The organism is Leptospira interrogans, from assembly GCF_900156205.1.
GTDB classification, from domain to species: Bacteria; Spirochaetota; Leptospiria; order Leptospirales; family Leptospiraceae; genus Leptospira; species Leptospira interrogans.
The window spans coordinates 132,267-152,009 of the sequence record NZ_FTNA01000008.1 but is presented as its reverse complement, the minus strand read 5'-3'; the positions used below and the strand labels follow the sequence as shown (position 1 = coordinate 152,009).

14 protein-coding genes are annotated in these 19,743 nt (G+C 35.5%); 6 read left to right on the top strand and 8 right to left on the bottom strand.

Annotated features, from left to right (window positions below):
• The first annotated feature begins 75 nt into the window (after positions 1-75).
• From BW942_RS09170 to BW942_RS09155, 3 genes are all read left to right on the top strand, one after another.
• Positions 76-969, top strand: a complete 894-nt coding sequence (locus tag BW942_RS09170; RefSeq protein ID WP_001099029.1) for a glycosyltransferase family 2 protein — start codon at positions 76-78, stop codon at positions 967-969.
• 494 nt (positions 970-1,463) lie between these two features.
• Positions 1,464-1,649, top strand: a complete 186-nt coding sequence (locus BW942_RS09160) for a hypothetical protein (RefSeq protein ID WP_001055219.1) — start codon at positions 1,464-1,466, stop codon at positions 1,647-1,649.
• A 123-nt stretch (positions 1,650-1,772) separates the two neighbouring features.
• Positions 1,773-3,098, top strand: coding sequence for an adenylate/guanylate cyclase domain-containing protein (locus BW942_RS09155; protein ID WP_000247973.1), 1,326 nt, complete (start codon positions 1,773-1,775; stop codon positions 3,096-3,098).
• Here the strand turns inward: BW942_RS09155 and BW942_RS09150 are convergent.
• The 4 genes from BW942_RS09150 to BW942_RS09130 form a co-directional block, all read right to left on the bottom strand.
• A complete protein-coding gene (locus BW942_RS09150) occupies positions 3,095-3,385 on the bottom strand; it encodes a YciI family protein (protein WP_000808563.1) in 291 nt (96 codons plus the stop codon). The two genes, BW942_RS09155 and BW942_RS09150, sit on opposite strands and share 4 nt — an antisense overlap.
• A gap of 20 nt (positions 3,386-3,405) precedes the next feature.
• Positions 3,406-4,623: a leucine-rich repeat domain-containing protein gene (locus tag BW942_RS09145; protein WP_002144337.1), complete on the bottom strand. Its 1,218-nt coding sequence runs from the start codon at positions 4,621-4,623 to the stop codon at positions 3,406-3,408.
• 20 nt (positions 4,624-4,643) lie between these two features.
• Complete coding sequence (locus tag BW942_RS09140; RefSeq protein ID WP_001011107.1) at positions 4,644-5,924, bottom strand: leucine-rich repeat domain-containing protein; 1,281 nt, start codon at positions 5,922-5,924, stop codon at positions 4,644-4,646.
• 361 nt (positions 5,925-6,285) lie between these two features.
• Positions 6,286-6,837 (bottom strand): metal-dependent hydrolase, encoded by a 552-nt coding sequence (locus tag BW942_RS09130; protein WP_001142304.1) that lies wholly within the window; start codon positions 6,835-6,837, stop codon positions 6,286-6,288.
• 1,253 nt (positions 6,838-8,090) lie between these two features.
• Between BW942_RS09130 and BW942_RS09125 the strand changes: the two genes are divergently transcribed.
• Both BW942_RS09125 and ilvD read left to right on the top strand, forming a co-directional pair.
• Positions 8,091-8,279, top strand: coding sequence for a hypothetical protein (locus BW942_RS09125; RefSeq protein ID WP_000291057.1), 189 nt, complete (start codon positions 8,091-8,093; stop codon positions 8,277-8,279).
• Positions 8,272-9,954, top strand: a complete 1,683-nt coding sequence (gene ilvD, locus BW942_RS09120) for a dihydroxy-acid dehydratase (RefSeq protein ID WP_000502718.1) — start codon at positions 8,272-8,274, stop codon at positions 9,952-9,954. Before BW942_RS09125 ends, ilvD begins: the two co-directional genes overlap by 8 nt.
• Before the next feature lie 1,294 nt (positions 9,955-11,248).
• On the opposite strand, the gene BW942_RS09105 is transcribed toward ilvD, so the two are convergent.
• From BW942_RS09105 to BW942_RS09090, 4 genes are all read right to left on the bottom strand, one after another.
• On the bottom strand, positions 11,249-12,382 hold the full coding sequence (locus tag BW942_RS09105; RefSeq protein WP_000818093.1) for an alpha/beta fold hydrolase: 1,134 nt from the start codon (positions 12,380-12,382) through the stop codon (positions 11,249-11,251).
• A gap of 995 nt (positions 12,383-13,377) precedes the next feature.
• The gene (locus tag BW942_RS09100; RefSeq protein ID WP_000998215.1) at positions 13,378-14,049 is read right to left on the bottom strand and encodes a M24 family metallopeptidase; all 672 of its coding nucleotides are present in this window, start codon (positions 14,047-14,049) and stop codon (positions 13,378-13,380) included.
• A 280-nt stretch (positions 14,050-14,329) separates the two neighbouring features.
• Positions 14,330-17,707, bottom strand: coding sequence for a methylmalonyl-CoA mutase family protein (locus BW942_RS09095; RefSeq protein ID WP_000449876.1), 3,378 nt, complete (start codon positions 17,705-17,707; stop codon positions 14,330-14,332).
• 36 nt (positions 17,708-17,743) lie between these two features.
• A complete protein-coding gene (locus BW942_RS09090; RefSeq protein ID WP_000431423.1) occupies positions 17,744-18,541 on the bottom strand; it encodes a lysophospholipid acyltransferase family protein in 798 nt (265 codons plus the stop codon).
• 236 nt (positions 18,542-18,777) lie between these two features.
• Here BW942_RS09090 and BW942_RS09080 point away from each other — a divergent pair, with 236 nt between their 5' ends.
• Complete coding sequence (locus BW942_RS09080) at positions 18,778-19,743, top strand: phosphatase PAP2 family protein (protein ID WP_000031032.1); 966 nt, start codon at positions 18,778-18,780, stop codon at positions 19,741-19,743.

Here is a 19,743-nt window from a genome sequence, read left to right as displayed (position 1 = left end):
ACTTTGAAGTTGTGGGAACTCTTACAACTTGAGATTTTACAGTGGGACTTTGAAATTGTAGAAGCTATTTAACTTATGAATACTGTTCCTATTTCTGTCGTAATTCCTACTTATAATCGGGAAAATAAAATACTCAATGCAATTTCTTCCGTTTTGAACCAAACCTTGCCACCGAAAGAAATCATCGTAGTGGACGACGGATCAACTGATTGTACAATTTCTAAAATTCAGCAAATGTTTTCGGATAAAATCCGAATTCTGTCTTTAGAGCATAAGGGAGTAAGTCATGCAAGAAATTGGGGAGTGGAAAATGCAAAGGAAGAGTGGATTGCGTTTTTGGATTCAGACGATGAATGGTTGTCTGAAAAATTAGAGAAACAGTGGAAACATTTAGAAGAACATCCGAAAACTGAAATTCTTCAGTCCCAAGAGATTTGGATTCGAAACGGAAGAAGGGTAAATCCCCCAATTCGACTTTTAAAAAAGGATGGAGAAATCTTTGAACAAAGTCTGGAATTTTGTAGTATTACCCCATCTTCAGTTCTTTTAAGAAAAGAACTCTATCAGAACCAAGGAGGAATGGACGAAAGACTTCCCGCTTGCGAGGATTATGATCTTTGGTTACGGCTAACTTCTCAAACTACTGTTGCTCTTTTGGATGAATTTTTACTCGTTCGATATGGGGGACATAAGGATCAACTTTCTTTTCAGTATCCTGCTATGGATCGTTTTAGAATTTACTCTATTTTAAAATTATTAAGTTCTCATTTACTCAATCAAGCGCAAAGACGACTTGCCGAACAAAAACTTTTTATAAAATGGGAAGTTTTAAGGCAGGGAAGAGTCAAAAGAAACAACTGGAAAGAGGAGTTAGATTTTCTTTTAGATTCCGTGATGATAGAAGGATTGGATTCTTATTTTGGAATTCAGATGCAGAAGTTTTTACTGGAAAATCAAAATTGGATTTGAGTTTCGATTTCTGAATTTTTTTAGATTTTTAAAAGTATAAGTTAAGAAATCGGGTGCATGAGAATAATACCAGAAAATGAATGGGCAATTTTATAAAGGCGCAGAAATTCTCAAAAAATTATATCTAACTTGAAATCGTTGGCTTTTTTGTGTAAGATTCCACATTTTAAGTTTTGAAACAAGCACAACATAGTATTCTTTTCATGCGTTCGAGTAGTAAATCGTCCCAAAAACCTGTGAGCGCTCACGAGACGAGGTTTGAGTTTACAAGATTGTAGGAACTCTTTAAGTAGACCGTTCGAAAGTCTGCCATGATAATGTAATCTGTGGGAACTCACACAAAATTTCTAAATTACAGTTTTAAAACCTAATTATAGATATAGGAACTACTGTTTTTTTAAATAGAATCTATGTTATAAAAGGTCTTAACTTCAAGATTCTTTGAAATTGATTTTAGAAAACTACTGTTTCCAGATACGTTTAGAGACAAAATTTTGAATCTCGTATGGGTTCGTGAGAAACATCTTATCTACATTTTGGAAATGAAATATATTTCTAAAATGTTCCTAGGTTCGTTGATTTTGACTTACGTGTGTTTAGAGACAGAACTTTTCTGGGAAGATTCTGATGAATTCGATTTTACGTTAGTAAGATTCATTACGTTTTTATTGATTTTTTAAATCTTTTTTAACTACTTTTAGGATTTATGGTTTTCTTTTTTATAACACTTTCAAAAGTTATTTCCAACTTTGATCGGATCGTTTATAATCATCCGGCTAAAGAATAATCGGAGCTAAAAAAAAATGGTGAATCCAATCCAAGAATTGACCAAGAAATTTAAAAAACCAACGATGGATCCTCTTTCTTATGAAATCCTAAAAAGTGAAATCATTCGAACGAAAATTCTTTTTATTTTCTTTGCCTCTACGTCCGTTATTATGTCGGTCATATTTGTTGTTTTTCACGAATGGATCGTAAAAGAAACGGGAGGCCACTTTCCTTTTTACGCCGTTTTAGGAGTGAACTTAGGAACTGCGATCTATGAATTGATCATAAATCGTGTGTTTAATCGTTTTCTTCAAAAAAGAAAGGGTGTTTTTTCCGTTGCAAGATTCGGAAACGTACTCATTGAAATTTCTTCCGTAGGTTTATTACTTTGGTTTAATATAGGAGCCTTTGCGTCTCCTTTAATTCCTCTTTATTCTCCCGCGGTTTTGACTTTTTTTATATTTATCATTCTTTCGGTCCTCCGACTTGAATTTTGGTTGAGCGCATTTACTGGGTTTGTAGCCGGAGCAGAACTTTTAGTATTAGCGATTCTTTATATTCCTCAAAATCCGATTCCGATGCCGATCAACTTTTTTAATTCCGTGGCTCCTTTTATTTCTAAATCTCTATTGTTTTTCTTTAGCGGGATTGCAGCGGGTCTTGTAGGTATCCAATTGAAACGTTCTTTGATTTCTGCGATGTCTGCGGTTCAAGAAAAGAATAAAGTAGTAGGAATGTTTGGACAGTACGTTTCTCCGGACGTAGTAGATAGACTTTTAGAACAGAAGAACGAAAGTTTTTCAGAGTTTAAAAGGGTATGTGTAATGTTTTTAGATATTCGCAATTTTACTCGTTTTTCTGAAAAGAGACCTCCGGGCGAAGTGATCGATTATCTAAATTATATATTTAGTCATTTGATTGATATTGTAAACGTGCACAACGGTATGATCAATAAGTTTCTTGGAGATGGGTTTATGGCTGTGTTTGGGGCTCCCATTTCAGACGGAGGTAACGACGTTAAAAATGCGGTTGAGGCTTCTTTAGAACTTCTTAAGAAAATAGAATTCTTAAATCAGGAAGGTAAAATTCCAGAGACTCAAATTGGTATCGGACTTCATACTGGAGAAGCAATGACGGGTAACGTAGGTTCTGAAGCTAGAAAAGAATATACAATTATCGGAGACGTAGTTAATCTAGCGTCTAGAGTAGAGTCTTTGAATAAAGAGTTTGGAACAAAACTTTTAGTGACTCAAGCCGTTTACGACGATATTAAAGATACGGTTCCAGGTAGACATCTTTCTTCTATCCATGTAAAAGGAAGAGAAGAGCCCGTAGACGTCTACGAACTGGGTAAGATCTAAAGCCAAAATTCAAATTCTTTTTGGAACTTTACCGGGTTCCATTCTAAGATCTGATATTCAGCGACACCGTTGCTATAAAAAGGATCTTGGCGACAAAAGGATTCCATTTCATTGCGGGACTTTGCTCTCGCAATGAAAATTCCCCCGGTTCTAGGTTCTTGTGGTCCGGATGCGAGTAATATTTTTTGTTCGTATCCTTGAGATAAATATTCCCTATGTGCGGTTACGTGTTTATCTACAGTTTCGATTGAAACGAGATAGCGTAATACGATGATAAATTGTTTCATAAAATTCTCCGATTTGGTTTTCATTCAAAATAAATAATACATTGGGGAAGTAATTTTCGAATTCTTTCTATTTTTTCCGATAGAAGTGGGTTGTTATGCAAATACAACTTTTTTAAGTTCTTTAGTTGTTTGATCTCCTCGGGAAGAGTCGCAAGTTGATTATGATCCAAACCCAATGATTCTAACTTTTGCAATCGTCCAATCTCTTTCGGAAGAGTCGTAAGTTGGTTTCTACTCAAATGCAACTTTTGTAAATTCTGCAATTGTCCAATTTCTTCTGGAAGAGTCGTGAGTCGGTTTTGATACAAATCCAACACTTGTAAATTCTGAAACTGTGTGATTTCTTTTGGAAAAGCTTCGAATCGATTGTATTCCAAATTCAATTCTTGTAAATTCTGAAGTTGTGTGATTTCTTTCGGAAGAATTGTAAGTTGGTTACCAGACAAATCCAATACTAGTAAATTTTTGAGTTGCCCGATTTCTTTCGGAAGAATCGTGAGTCGGTTTTGATACAAATCTAATATCCGCAAATTTTGAAGTTGTCCAATTTCTTTGGGAAGGACCGTGAGCCGGTTAAATTTCAAATGCAACTCTTGTAAATTCTGAAGCTGCGTGATTTCTTTTGGAAGAATCGTGAATGGCTTATTCTTACCACCCAAACTCAACTTTCGTAAACTCTCTAATTGTCCAATTTCTTCGGGAAGGATTGTAAGCCGATTAAGAGACAAATATAACTCTTGTAAATTTTGTAGTCGTCCGATTTCCTTTGGAAGGATGTTAAGTCGATTAACAAATAAATTCAACTCTTGTAGATTTTGTAGTTTTCCGATTTCTTCTGGAAGAGTAGTGAGTTGATTATTGTTCAAATGTAATACTTTTAAATTCTGTAACTGCCCTATTTCTTCTGGAAGGGTTGTGAGTTGGTTATTCTGCAGATGTAACTCTTGCAAGTTCTGCAATTTTCCGATTTCTTTGGGAAGGGTCGTGAGTTGATTATTTTCTGAATTCAGGATTTGTAAATTTTGCAGTTGCCCGATTTCTTTCGGAAGAATCTTGAGTTTGCTTCTACTTAAATCTAAAATCCGAACCTCATTCGGATTTTTAAGAGCCTCGGTTAAATTTGTATAACTTCCTTTGTGATTTTCTTCCGCATGGAATTGCGTAAGGGAACATACAAATATTAAAAAAAGGATTTCCACTTTTTGAAAACAGCGTTGTCGTATTAAATTCGGTTTCATAAAATTCTCCAATTTGATTTTCATTCAAAATAAATAATACATTGGGGAAGTAATTTTCGAATTCTTGCTATTTTTTCCGATGGAAGTGGATTGTTATGCAAATACAACTTTTTTAAGTTCTTTAGTTGTTTGATCTCCTCGGGAAGAGTCGCAAGTTGATTATATTTCAAATTCAGGGTTTGCAACTTCTGCAATTTTCCAATTTCTTTGGGAAGGGCGTTAAGTTGGTTATGCTCCAGATCTAATGATTCTAAATTTCGAAGTTGTCCAATTTCTTTTGGAAGGAAGTTAAGTTGATTATTACCCAAATACAACGTTTGTAACCTCTGTAATTGTCCGATGTTTTCTGGTAGAGTTGTGAGTTGGTTACCATCTAAATCCAACTCTTGTAAATTTTGTAGTTGTCCAATCTCTTTCGGAAGGGTTGTAAGTTGGTTTTCATACAATTTCAACTTTTGTAAATTCTGAAGCTGACCAATTTCTTTGGGAAGAGTTGTGAGTTTGTTTTTATTTAAAAGTAACTTTTGTAAATTCTGAAGCTGCCCGATTTCTTTGGGAAGAGTTGTGAGTTGGTTATTACGCAAATGTAATATTTGTAAATTTTGAAGTTGTCCAATTTCTTTGGGAAGGACGTTAAGTTGGTTATGATCCAAACCTAATGATTCTAAATTTCGAAGTTGTCCAATTTCTTTGGGAAGGACGTTAAGTTGATTATGATCCAAACCTAATGATTCTAAATTTTGTAATTGTCCAATCTCTTTGAGAATGGAGTTAAATTGGTTATGACCCAAATACAATGTTTGTAATCTTTGTAATTGTTCGATGTCTTCTGGTAGAGTTGCGAGTTGGTTATGTGCCAAATTCAGCTCTTGTAAATTTTGTAGTTGTCCAATCTCTTTGGGAATGGCCGTAAGCTGGTTTTCATACAATTTCAACTTTTGTAAATTCTGAAGTTGTCCGATTTCTTCTGGAAGCGCCATGAGTTGGTTCTTACTCAAATGCAATTGTTGTAAATTTTGAAGTTTTCCAATTTCTTTCGGAAGAGCTATAAGTTGGTTATCATCTAAATTCAACAGTTGTAAATTTTGCAGTTTTCCGATTTCTCCCGGAAGGGTTGTGAGTTTGCTACCGCTCAAATTCAGAATTCGAACATTCTGTGGATTTTTAAGAGCCTCTGTTATATTACGATAATATGTTTGCGCTTCGTTAGATTGGGCTTGTAGTTTGCAGGAAAAACAGATCAGAATCAAAAGAATCATGAGTCTTTTATTTAAACGAATGTTTATGGATTGGAAATTCATGATCGATTCCTTGAAACGGCTTTTGGATTTTTTGGGAATGGAGCGCTTGTCTCTAAATCGCCCAGTGTAGGAACTCCAGCGTTTTTAAACGATTAGAAAATCGTTCAAGAAGCCTAAAAAACGGCCCAAGAGACTTAATCTGTGGGAACTCCTACAATTTTTTTTCAGATTTCGGGACGAGTGCTGATAGGGAGGGAGCAACCTCTACTAGGCAAGGTCATTGTGGAACTATACTGCCTAGCACCTAACTCGCCACTTGAAACACGCCATCGTATTTTATCCTACGATATGGTTGTTTTGCGGATTGTTTGAACGTTTTTCTTGAGTTTGTCGAAACTCCGGCAGAGTAGATTCTGTTTTTTTAATATTTGGCGCGTGTGTTAATCCGACGAATTAGAATTCGTATTAAAAAAATTGAAATTGCAATGGATAACAACGGAATCCATACCGTAAACAGTTCAGATCGCAAGACTTCTAGTCCTCTTGCGGTTAAAAAGTTTTTGATCCCGATGGGCGAAACGCTGATCGGTCTCTGATCGAAAAAAAATCGTTTGGAGGAATAGGGAATGAAAAAACCAATTCCAAGTCCGCCGCTTGTCATCGCGTCTAAAACTCCGTGGGACAAAATCGACAAAAATAAAAATGAAAATACGACTTCGATTCTTGCGCAAAACCATCGAACCAGAATACTCGCCAAAACGGAAAGAGAGAATGCAAATAGAATCGAATGACTAAATCCTCTATGCCCCCAATCGCTTTCGTAAGGAATTCCGAATTTGAATGTCACCACATCCACATCTGGTAAGATCGCAAAAAATATTCCAACAATAAGAAGTCGTAATGGAATGATTCTTTTTCCGAGCATGATCCAAATGGAAATTGGAACCGCGGTATGAGTCATGATAGTAGGCATGGTTGGCTAATTTTAGAGGATTCTAATTTCTAAACAATCTTTTTAAGACGAAATCAAGTTGATTGAGAGATTTACTCAGAGTTATAGAATAGAATATCCAAAATTGTTTTTAAATGCAGATTTGTTTCAGAATTTACGGAGCCTATTATTGAGTATATTAGAGTTGTTGAAAAATTCCATAGCGGCGATTCACAGAACTGCTTCACTCAACCATTTCATGAAACAAAAATAAGATGAAGAATTCATTTTTCAACAACTCTATTGGATTTAGTGTAAGAGTGGAAAATTATATTGTGAGTTTTGTAAATTAAAATCGATTTGATCTTGATTTAGAATATTCTAAAATTATTTTTTTAAGTAAAAATCGGATGTAAGGATTCCTACATTAGAATTATTGAAAATTCCTTATCTACTATTGGCAAATAGAATTATCCGTTTGTTTTATTACTCTGGCGCATGAAAATGATACCAAGTTATTAACGATCAGGTTTTCGAAAAAATAACGATACTTAAAAATGACGCAAATTTGGGATTTACGACATTTTAGAATGGATTAAAATATTCAAATTTTTGAAACAATCTGATCCAAGTATTCTCTTTATGTGTCCGAGTAGCAATGAAAAAGAAACGGAAAAAAGTCTGATTATTTTTTAGCTACAGAAAATATAAAATTTTGTGAATATAGTTTTTAAAAAATTCCATAACAGTGTTTAACGAAACTTCTGTAATCGACCGTTTTCATAAAACAAAAGCAGGTAGGAAAATCCATTTTTTTGCTACTCTAATGTATACTTGATTGCCTTTATGGAATCTAGAAGGTATATAAAAGAGCCATAATATACTTTTGTATTGAAACAAGGCGTGGCAATAAAAGTTTATCGTAATCAATTTTATAGAACTAGTAAATTTCCATGAAAAGTATAAGAATGATTACTTGGAGTTAAGTAATAAAAATATTTGGTATTTTGCAATAAAATTAACGATATTCAATTTTATAAGAATCGGTAAAACCTTTAAAGGTGAAAAAAATCAAAGCTGGATTATTGGACGCCTACAAATAATACTGAACCTAAAATTTATAGTCGATTTTATAGAAATGTAGAAATTTTTAAAAATTATCGTTTAACTCGGAATTGTTGGTTTTCACGTTCTAGTTTTTAAAACAAGTTCGTTATAGTATTATTCTTATATGTACAAATAGTAAAATCCCCTGAAAAAGACAAAATCTGTGAGAACTTTTACAAATTTGAACTTTGTATTACGATTCTATTTTGAATTTGGGGGAATTACCGTGGACGAAGTTACGACCTCGAATTGGAAATTTGCTAGAACTCTTACAATACAAATTGACCGGAAAGATCGTTCGCAAAACTGTACTTTTAAGTCTGTTCCAACAAGAACGATTAGAAACGGCTAAAAATAGAGGCTTTCAACATGGGTGATAATCTAAAAAAAAGAAGTTCGATGACTACGGATGGAGACAATCGCGCTCCCAATAGAGCGATGCTTCGCGCGGTTGGATTTACGGACGAAGACTTTCACAAACCGATGATAGGAATCGCGTCTACTTGGAGTGAAATCACACCTTGCAATATTCATATCAATAAACTCGCAGAAAAAGTTAAAGAAGGTGTTCGAGAAGCGGGAGGAGTGCCTCAGATCTACGGAACCATCACCGTTTCCGACGGAATCATGATGGGTCATGAGGGAATGCACTTCTCTCTTCCTTCCAGAGAAGTGATCGCGGACTCGATCGAAATCGTATCTAACGCAATGAGACACGATGGAGTGATTGCGATCGGAGGTTGTGATAAGAATATGCCAGGGTGTCTCATGGCTCTTTGTAGAATTGATGCACCTTCTATTTTTGTCTATGGAGGAACGATTCTTCCCGGAAACTGCGATGGTCAGGACGTGGATATCGTTTCCATTTTCGAAGCGGTCGGAAAATTCAACGCTGGAAAAATCTCCAGAGAAGAATTTATCCGAATCGAACAAAATGCAATTCCGGGTGCCGGAAGCTGTGGTGGAATGTATACCGCTAACACAATGTCTTCCGCGATTGAGGCGTTGGGAATGAGTCTTCCCGGTTCCGCCTCTATGCCCGCAGTAAGTTCCAGAAAGGCAAACGACTGCTACGAAGCTGGAAAGGCTTTGATCAACCTAATTCAAAAAGGAATCACTCCCAAACAAATTCTGACTAAAAAAGCATTTGAAAATGCGATCACCGTAGTGCTCGTGTTAGGCGGTTCCACCAATGCGGTTCTTCATTTGATAGCGATTGCCAAAGAAATTGGAGTGGGCCTGACTCTGGACGATTTTGACCGAATTAGTAAAAAAACTCCTCATTTAGCCGATTTAAAGCCGGGCGGAAAATACGCCATGACTGATCTTGACAAAGTAGGAGGGGTCCATGGTGTGATGAAGTATCTTTTAAAAGAAGGAATGCTTCATGGAGATTGTTTAACGGTTACCGGAAAAACCATTGCAGAAAATCTAAAGGACATGCCCGACTTGGTTCCAAATCAAACTATAGTTCGCAAAAAATCAGAGGCTTTACATCCTTCGGGTCCACTTGTAATTTTAAAAGGAAACTTAGCTCCAGACGGAGCGGTCGCAAAAATTTCTGGTTTGAAAAAAATTTCCATCACTGGTCCTGCAAAAGTTTTTGAGTCCGAAGACGATTGTTTTAACGCGATTATGACTGACAAAATCAAACCGGGCGACGTGATCATCATTCGTTACGAAGGTCCAAAAGGTGGTCCTGGAATGAGGGAAATGCTCGCTGTAACTTCCGCTCTTGTTGGCAAAGGATTGGGAGAAGACGTTGGATTGATGACGGACGGAAGATTTAGCGGAGGAACACACGGTCTTGTAGTAGGACATATCTCTCCCGAAGCATTTGATGGAGGGCCGATTGCGATCATTCAAAATGGAGATAAGGTAACTATTGATTCTAGTAAGAATTTACTCCAAGTCGAAATTTCTCAAGAGGAAATTGACAAACGATTGAAGAGCTGGAAACCGATAGAACCTAGATATAAAACTGGCGTTCTTGCTAAATACGTAAAACTGGTTCAATCGGCGACTAATGGAGCAATTACCAATCTACTTTAAATCTCAGTTAACTTATTGAAGATAAAAATATCACCTAACTTAAGTTAGGTGATATTTTCTATTTAACGTGAGTTCGGTATACGAATGCGAAAGCGATTGTAGCGAAAATTCCGAAGGAATTGCAGCATTATGTTGCGACAGCAAGGAGCAACATTGAGTTCAAGCGCGGTCGCGAGCCATTGTATATTATAAAATTTGCGAGTGATTCGCCCAAATATTCTTACGTCGAACTCACATTATTTAATGAATCCTATAAACTAACGCTAGTTTAGTGTAAGAAAGAAGTGGGAAGGAATTTCCTAAAAGTAACAGTTCCTAACAATTTTAGAATTTATTTGTAAAATTGTGGTTTGGAGTAATTCCTACATTATTTTATGGACAAACTTAGGTTTTGTAATAGTTCCCACATTTGAATACGACAGGTTTAATTGTTATAAACTTCTATTTTTTAATTGCGGTAGTTCCCACATTTTAAGAATCGATCTGCAAAGTTCTGAAGTTTTTGGTCGTTTTTAAAGAGGTTGTATATTCTAACTTTTGAAACAAGCTCGTGGTAATATTATTTTCATACTTCCGAATGTAATGCCGTAAATTTTTATTACAAATCCAGTTTCCTAGAACCGAATATTCAGTATTCTTTAAGAGTTTGTCCCAAATCTGCAGAGCGACCATAGAAGCGATACATTGAGTTTAGGGAGGTGTTTGCTGAGTTCAAACGCGAGACCCCGGAACAACGAATGCCTTTTTAAGGATTGGCATTCAAGAAGCGAGACGCTGAGTTTCCATCGACCCGTGAGGTTGAGTTTAACAAAAATGTTGGGACCTACTACAAAAATTTAACGACATTAGAGCTGTTTAAAAGTTTGCAAATTGCTAAATGCAACCTAATTTGTAGGAACTACTGTATTTTATTAGAAATTTCTAAAAAATTATTGCGTAAAATTCTTTGAGGTTTGGGGACAAACTCTTATATAGAACCTGCTTAAAACTTAAACATTGAGAAAATTTGATATATAACTACTGGGAAGTTTTTATATCAAAACGTGATCTGTGGAGCTTTCGTAATTTATTAGAAAATTATAACATATAACTTTTTATGACTTTTGAAAAAACTTATCGTTTTGAATAACAATATGTAAATATCAAAGATAGTTCAAAAAATTCAATATTTAGAATATACTTTTTTTATAAAATATTTTAATTCTTAAAATTAAAGTATCTTATAAAAGTCAAAACCGCGTCTGTATAAAACGCGGTTTTAAAGCAAACAACTTGATTGTAATTAGATTCAATTCTAAAATAAAGGAACTAACAAACTAGGTTTGGAATAAGGTGTTCCATGTACCGCTTCTGCATCTGAGATTGTAATCACATCTAAACCGGCTTTTAGATATTGTGCTAATCCTTGTAGTTCCGATTGGCTGAAAAAAGGATCCTTATCTAACCAGACAACCTTAAGATTGAACCCATTCCAAATATTTTGTGTAACACTCAAACGGGGCCTAGACTCAGTGGTTTCTCCAGAAGGATCCAAACCAACTACGTTTGCTCCGGCGGGATAAGGTTCTAAGTTATTCATCAGTGGAATTTCACTTGCAGTAGGAGCTCCTGAAACAGGCACGCCATTGACCGAATATTTAGTACCAATAAAAAAGTCGTTTGGACTTTCTACGAAATATCCAAATATTAAATATGGATAAAGCGGACTTGAATCTACAATTTTTTGAACTTTAAAATTCCATACTAGACTTTTTGCAGAATTAGGATCGTTCATATCCGTATCTCCAGGATACCAAGGCAAAGGAGAAGGAATATCACTTGCAATTAAAATTGTATTTTCAATTCCAAAGCTAGCCAGAAGATTTCCTCCCCAACCTCTAGTGACAAGTTGGTTTTGGACAAGTTGAATGACAATTCCACCTAAACTATGTCCTACGATCGTATGGATTTTTTTACCTTCGGTCACCGTCATCTGAGATAACAAGGCTCGAAGAGCGTCAGAATAGTGTGTAAGTGTTAAGTCGCTTGCGTATTTAGGAAGAGATGCACTACCTTGAGTTACTGTGCTATTTCCATGTCCTGGTAAATCCAGAATATAAACGTTACGCGCTTTTCCTTTGTTAATTAATTCTTTAGCGAGTGGTTCGTAGATTGTGCTGTTGTCCCCGAATCCGTGAATGCAAATTACATTTTTAAGATTTGGGTTAGGGCTGATTTGTACTAAACTATATTTAATAACGTTTAGTCGATAATTCGTGGTTTCATTATTTTTATAAAAGTTACGGCCTATAACTTCATAGGTCAAAACCGTTCTTTCATAAGCAGCACTGATTGATTGTGTGACGAACAAAACAATCGCAACACCAAACGTTATCCCGATTCTTCGAATCATAAAACGGACCGAAGATTGGTTCCATTCTCTCTTCATGAATTTTCTCCAGATCTAATTTGAGAGAAAGAAACTATACTCTATTTATAAAACATATTTGAAACTAGGAAGACAAATACGAGTTTATAACGCTGAGTTTGTCAATAAAAAAATAACTAGAAGTCAAATTTAATCCTAGAAATATTTTATTTCAAAAGAAATAACGATCTTAAAATCAAATTTCTGCGCGAAATCGTTGTTTTGCGATTAATCGTCATAAATAATAATGCGATTTTTTTAAGTTAAAATAACGGTTGTTAGGTTTCTAAGGAGTAAAAAAAGATTCTTTAGAGCTAAAAATATTCTAATTCGGAATATAAATTATAAATTTATAATGTATATAATAGTAAATTTTGATTTTTAGAGTATTAACTTTAAAAAGTTTTAGGTATCGATTAAGATTTATCCCAAGATCTTCTATTTTGTTAACAAATAGATTTTAGAAGAATTTTAAGTTATTATAGAATGGATTATAGAAATGAAAAATTGGATTATTGATTTTAAATATTCTATTTTTATAAAGTTATAGATAAGAAAACAAATTTATTCAAACTTTAAATTATCGGTAACGTAAGTTCGACGTAAGAAAGTCAGGGTGAATTCGGCTTGCCACAGGCAACCGGACTGGACTCTTTAACTCTGGTCAAGTTATTGTGAAATGCCAAAATCAAATTCAATTTTTATAAAATACCGATAACTTGATCAGAGCATCGATCATTTTCGTATTAATTTACGTTAAATGGATTACTGGTTTTTCTACTACTTATAATTATATAGTAAAGTACCTAATATTTTGCATAGAATCAGTGTTTTGTGATAAAATTAACGGTACTCAATTTTATAGAAACGAGTAATTTGATCTAAAATATATTCGAAACAGATACTTAAAGAAATTACCCATTTCTTTTGAGTTGCATTTGTTATGCTACGTTCTGACTTAACGTAACTAGTGAGAGTAGATTTCAAAGTAATATAATAGTATTATGCGAGATTGCTTATATCAATAATTGTTCAAAAAAACTTCCATACGTCTTTTCTTTATTGATAAAATGAATTTCAAGAACCCAAAAACGATCCTTACCTTCATATTGGTTTTTCAAATCGGTATAATTATCGGAACATATATAATTCAATGGAGTTTTCTTATGAAGCTTATTATGAGAAAACTGATCGATTAAATGACCAGCTATATCATTTCCAAAAAGAAATCCATTTTCTAAAGCTTTTTCTGTTACAAATTCAAATAATTCTTTTCCTGAAATTTTTTCTTTGGAAATATAATAATCTCTAGTCTCGTGCCAGGTAATTTCAGTCGCTTCTTTAATTTTTACTTTTTCTGGATCGTTTCCTAAAACATAAGTTCTTCCTAAGTCAGCTTCATAGGAGTTAAATATCGGCCCAAAATCTACCCAGACGATGTCATCTTCTTGGATGAATGAATTTTTAGGATTAAAATCATAGGGAAGTACAGAATTTATACCGGCTCTAACAATTTTTTTGTGCCAGAATTTAGAAATTCCAAGGAATTCCTTTGCAAGTTGATAAATTTCCTCACTTAATTGTTTCTCGGTTTTATTTGCTTTGATTAATTGTTTTTCATCGATCAAAGAGAATAAAACTTCAGCTTTTTCTTGTGCTTCTTTTAAATATTTAATTTTATCATTCATATTTTTTGTTAATATAAAAGTAGGTAAACTATCTTTATATATTAGAGTTTTTGAAAAGTTTCATAGCGACGATTAACATGGTGACCATTTCATGAAACAGAAACAAGATGGAGAATTTATTTTTCAACAACTCTATTTATAACGTCTGAGAAACCAAATTGGAACTAGAAGAGGATTTCGAATAGAAATAATTATTTGTATTACTTATCTTTCCAACTAGGATTTAAATAACTATGGAGTTCTATAAAGAATCATCGATCAGTAAAAACAAAAGTTTTTCTTACATACTTCTGCGGTATTGTCCACCTACCTCATAAAGTGCATGAGTCATTTGACCTAAAGAAACTTTTTTAGAAGTTTCCATCAGTTCTTGAAATATATTTCCGTTGGAAAGGCTAACAGATTTTAGTTTTCTCAAACGATTTTCTATATCCTTTTCATTCCGTTTGTGAAATTCTCTCAGGGCGCTGATTTGTGCCTGTTTTTCCTCGTCCGTAGAACGGATTACTTCTTGTGGAACGATGGTAGGAGAACCTTCTTTGCTCAGGAAAGTATTTACTCCTATCACTGGAAATTCTCCATTGTGTTTTAGAGATTCGTAATATAAAGATTCTTCTTGTATTTTATTTCTCTGATACATCATCTCCATGGCGCCTAAAACTCCACCCCTTTCTGAAATTTTATGGAATTCTTCTAAAATCGCCTGTTCTACAAGATCGGTCAGTTCTTCTATGATAAAAGAACCTTGACTAGGATTTTCGTTTTTAGAAAGACCTAATTCTCGGTTAATGATGAGCTGGATCGCCATAGCACGACGAACCGATTCTTCCGTAGGAGTAGTGATCGCTTCGTCGTATGCGTTTGTATGCAAAGAATTGCAATTATCGTAGATAGCATAAAGAGCCTGAAGAGTGGTTCTAATATCATTAAAAGCGATTTCTTGAGCGTGTAAGGATCTACCCGAAGTTTGTATATGATATTTGAGCATCGCCGAACGGTCGTTAGCTCCATATTTATACTTCATCGCCTTTGCCCAGATCCTTCTCGCGACTCTACCGATGACGGCGTATTCAGGATCGATTCCGTTCGAAAAGAAGAAAGAAAGATTGGGAGCGAAGTCGTCTATCTTCATTCCTCTGCTTAAAAAATATTCTACGTAAGTCAAACCGTTCGCCAAAGTGAAAGCCACTTGAGTAATCGGATTGGCTCCCGCTTCCGCAATATGATAACCCGAAATAGAAACGGAATAAAAGTTACGAACCTGGTTCTTGATAAAAAATTCCTGAATGTCTCCCATCATTTTGAGTGCAAATTCAGTAGAAAAGATACAAGTGTTTTGAGCTTGGTCTTCTTTGAGAATATCCGCTTGAACGGTTCCTCGAACCAACTTTAGAGTTTCCTGTTTTATTTTTTCATAAACTTCTTTTTCTAAAACCTCGTCTCCTGTAACTCCTAAAAGCATAAGTCCGAGGCCGTCGTTTCCTTCTGGAATTTGTGTATTGTATTTAGGAATCGGAAATTTTTTTTCTTTGTAGATAGATTCTATTCTTTGACGAACTGACTTTTCAATACCAGAAGCTAAAATATGTTTTTCGCAGGCTTGATCAATTGCAGTATTCATAAAAAACGCAAGCACCATTGGAGCAGGACCGTTGATCGTCATAGAAACGGAAGTTGTAGGATTGCATAAATCAAAACCAGAATAAAGTTTTTTGGCGTCGTCTAATGTGGCGATGCTGACCCCAGAATTTCCTATTTTACCGTATATGTCCGGTCTTTCTCCTGGATCTTCTCCGTATAACGTGACTGAGTCGAATGCAGTGGATAAACGTTGTGCGGGCATTCCTAAACTTACGTAGTGAAAACGTGCGTTGGTTCTTTCGGGACCACCTTCTCCCGCGAACATACGAGTTGGATCTTCTCCGGTTCTTTTAAAAGGAAAAACTCCGGATGTAAACGGGAATTCTCCTGGAAAATTTTCCTGAAAAGACCAACGAACGATTTCTCCCCAGTCTTTGAATTTAGGAACCGCGACTTTCGGAATTTTTAGATTACTAAGTGAAACTGTGGTATTGGAGACTTTGATTTCTTTGTCGCGGACCTTATAAGTAAAATTTTCTCCTTGGTAGTTTTTCAGTTTTTCTTCCCAGCTGGAAAGTATCTTTTTGGTTTCGAGAGAAAGTGAGTTTTCAATTTTAGAATATTCTAATTTTAAAATACTTATGTCTTGTCCAGAAGATTTTAATACTTCGATTGCTCCAGAAAGTTGAAATAGTTTTCTGGCTTTGTCAGACTCGTTTTTTGTAAACTGGTCGTAACGACCACATTCTTCTCGAATTTCCGCAAGATAACGAACTCGATCTGGTGGAATAATAAATATTTTTTCACTTGCTCCTTCTTCTTTTTCATAAGAAGAACTCCAATCAAGATTTAGTTTATTGGAAAGAAATCGTATTACATTTCCGTAAAGAAGATTAGTTCCTGGATCATTAAACTGGGACGCTATGGTTCCGAACACTGGCATTAAATCTATGTTTTGATCAAATAGTTGTCTGGATCTTTGGAATTGTTTTTTAACGTCCCTAAGTGCGTCTAAGGCGCCCCGTTTGTCGAATTTATTGATCGCGATTAGATCGGCGTAGTCTATCATATCAATTTTTTCTAATTGAGTCGCCGCGCCGTATTCTGGAGTCATCACATACAAAGCCACATCCGCGACTTCCGTAATTTCAGAATCGCTCTGGCCGATTCCAGCAGTTTCTACGATGATCAGATCAAAACCCGCACTTTTTAAAACTTCAATACTTCGTTTAACATTTTTGTTAAGCGCAATATTCGCTTCTCTGGTTGCAAAAGAACGCATATAAACCCTGTCGTGTGAGATAGAATTCATTCTAATTCTATCTCCTAAAAGAGCACCTCCCGTTTTTCTTTTAGAAGGATCTACTGAAAGGATTGCGATCGTTTTGTTTGGAAAATCGATTAAAAATCTACGTACTAATTCATCAGTCAGAGAGGATTTACCCGCACCACCGGTTCCAGTAATTCCTAAAACTGGAACTGATTTTGTTCCTGGAGGAAAATTTAATTTTTCGTTTAACGTTGATTTTTCGAGATCTTCTCTTTCGAAAGTATTTTCTACGAGGGTGATCATTTGAGCGATTGCTAAAGGATTTTTATCTTTTAAAGAAGAATGTAAGGTGCCATTAAACGTAATCGGTGGAATAAAATCCGATCTACGTATGAGGTCGTTGATCATTCCTTGAAGTCCTAACTCTCTGCCGTCATCAGGGGAATAAATTCTTGTAACTCCATACGATTCCAGTTCTTTGATTTCAGAAGGTAGAATGGTTCCACCACCACCTCCAAATACTTTGATATGACCCGCCCCTTTTTCTTTGAGCAAGTCTATCATGTATTTGAAATATTCTACGTGACCGCCTTGGTAACTAGTGATGGCAATTCCTTGTGCGTCTTCTTGAATTGCACATTCTACAATTTCCCTGACCGAACGGTTATGACCTAAGTGAATTACTTCTACCCCAGAAGACTGTAAAATTCTTCTCATGATGTTGATGGAAGCGTCATGACCGTCAAAAAGAGAAGCCGCCGTAATAAAACGAACCTTGTGTTTAGGAGTGTAAATTTGAGTTTCCATATAAATTCTACTATTCTAATATTCAAAAAAACAATTTTAATTTTCCGGGGCTTCTATCAGTTTCCTAACTCGATTTTCTAATTCTTCCGTAACAATTTTTGCAGCTTTTTTAAGAGGTTCTTTGGGAAACTCGTGTGGATAGATCGGCTTACCAATGTTATACGTAATTTTGGCTCCAAATGCTTTCCCAGAAATAAATGCTTCTGGTTTTAACATTCTCCAGGCCCCTTTAATTCCGCTTGGAATGATTGGAACTCCAGCTCTGATTGCTAGTTTAGCAGAAAGCGCTTTGAAAGAACCGGGAAGAACGGTTTCGGTTCGTGTTCCTTGGGGATACACCGAAATGAGTTCTCCTTTTTGGATCAGTTCCACCATATAATTTTCAAGGTCTTCATAATAGGCTGCAGCTGACTTCGCATCTTTAACGTTATGCGCTCTTAAAATGGGATGGCCTCCCCAGTGCATGAGTTGTTTGCCTTGGAGATCTCCTAAAGTGTTTAGAGCGGACACTAGGGATTGTCTGATCAAACTCAGAGGGAAAGAATTCAAAGGAGAGGATGGGCTATTTAAGATTTCTAAAACGGTTTCTTGAGGATGAAACAATTCGTATTTTCCTAGATAAATCACTTTTCTTAAAACGGAGGTTCCTTGTATGATCACATCTAGATTGTCCGTGTGATTAGAAATCAAAACAGCTCCGCCGGTTTCGGGAATGTTTTCGATTCCGGAAACTTCCACCGAATATACTAGGTGAAGAAGTGTTTTAAGAAATTGTTTTACCGGTTCTCTGGGAATTAAGAATAGGCTGTCAAGAGGGTCAGATTGGTTTTCCATGCGAGGTTCTGCTTTTCGAACGTGTGTTCAATCAATATAGGATTTAGAAATCATTCTACGGAAAGGAATCGAATTCATCAAGTTGGATTTTTAGAATGTTATAAAACTAATACACACCAAAGACTGCAAGTGTAGAAAGATCGGAGTAAATTGTATATCTTACATTTTACAAAAAAATAAAGGTTTTAACTGTTTGTTTATCTCTCTATCCATTTAAAAATTAGGAGAAAGTAAAAATGAGTAAAGATATAAATTGGTTTCAAGATTCTTTTTGGTTTGGAGAAACCTTTTTGCGATCTCTGCGAGGTAGTGTATTCGATCCGATCTGGAGTGTATTTGCGTTGGTATTTCATTATCTAGGAGAGACGTTTTTTTTTATGGCTCTTCTTTCCATCGTTTATGTTTATGTAGATCGTAAACTTGGAATCCGACTTGGGATAGGTTTACTCACTACGGCGATCCTAAACGCTTTCTTGAAGATCGTGTTTGAAAGTCCGAGACCTACTCTCCCTTGGAACGGTCCTGGAAAACTCGTGGAATTTTCCTACGGATTTCCATCTGGCCATGTACAAACTACAGTAGTGATCTGGGGATTACTTTTACTTCACTTAAAGAGTAAAACGGTTCGTTTTATTTCCGTTTTAGTCATAGTATTTATGCCTTTTGCGAGAATGTATGCAGGAGTACATTTTGCGGGAGACGTTTTAGGGGGATTTATTTTCGGACTTTTGGGACTCGTTTTGATAGAAATTATTTTTCGAATTTTTCCAGAGTTGGAATCTACTACACCTTTAGAAGGACAAACTTTTTCTAAAACAAAAACGATGGCTTTAATGATTGTAGTGATGACTTTACCTTCTGTGTTACTTCATACAAACATAGACTCGTATGAAAAAATAAAATCGTATGAAAACATAATATCTGCAAGTGGGGCATTAGGAGGATTTTTGATTGGGATACTTTTTTCTAAAATGAATTCTTTGGAATGGGGAAAGGCAGACTCAATCCAGGAAGGGATTCAAAGAGCGGTTATATTGATTTTAGGAGTACTTTTGTTATATGTACTGCCAGGAATATGGATCCAAAAATACTTACCGGAAAATCCGGTTGCAAGATACCTCAGGTACGGGATCGTTAGTAGTTATATCGCTTTTTTCTCTGTAAATATTATGGTGAAGAGGAAAGGCAGATTCAAAAAATAA

Bases quoted from the DNA above. Each gene is read 5' to 3' on its own strand.
- BW942_RS09155 (WP_000247973.1), top strand. From the start codon at position 1,773: ATGGTGAATCCAATCCAAGAATTGACCAAGAAATTTAAAAAACCAACG.
- BW942_RS09095 (WP_000449876.1), bottom strand. From the start codon at position 17,707: ATGGAAACTCAAATTTACACTCCTAAACACAAGGTTCGTTTTATTACG.
- BW942_RS09170 (WP_001099029.1), top strand. From the start codon at position 76: ATGAATACTGTTCCTATTTCTGTCGTAATTCCTACTTATAATCGGGAA.
- BW942_RS09150 (WP_000808563.1), bottom strand. From the start codon at position 3,385: ATGAAACAATTTATCATCGTATTACGCTATCTCGTTTCAATCGAAACT.
- BW942_RS09145 (WP_002144337.1), bottom strand. From the start codon at position 4,623: ATGAAACCGAATTTAATACGACAACGCTGTTTTCAAAAAGTGGAAATC.
- BW942_RS09090 (WP_000431423.1), bottom strand. From the start codon at position 18,541: ATGGAAAACCAATCTGACCCTCTTGACAGCCTATTCTTAATTCCCAGA.
- ilvD (WP_000502718.1), top strand. From the start codon at position 8,272: ATGGGTGATAATCTAAAAAAAAGAAGTTCGATGACTACGGATGGAGAC.
- BW942_RS09130 (WP_001142304.1), bottom strand. From the start codon at position 6,837: ATGCCTACTATCATGACTCATACCGCGGTTCCAATTTCCATTTGGATC.
- BW942_RS09080 (WP_000031032.1), top strand. From the start codon at position 18,778: ATGAGTAAAGATATAAATTGGTTTCAAGATTCTTTTTGGTTTGGAGAA.
- BW942_RS09100 (WP_000998215.1), bottom strand. From the start codon at position 14,049: ATGAATGATAAAATTAAATATTTAAAAGAAGCACAAGAAAAAGCTGAA.
- BW942_RS09140 (WP_001011107.1), bottom strand. From the start codon at position 5,924: ATGAATTTCCAATCCATAAACATTCGTTTAAATAAAAGACTCATGATT.
- BW942_RS09105 (WP_000818093.1), bottom strand. From the start codon at position 12,382: ATGAAGAGAGAATGGAACCAATCTTCGGTCCGTTTTATGATTCGAAGA.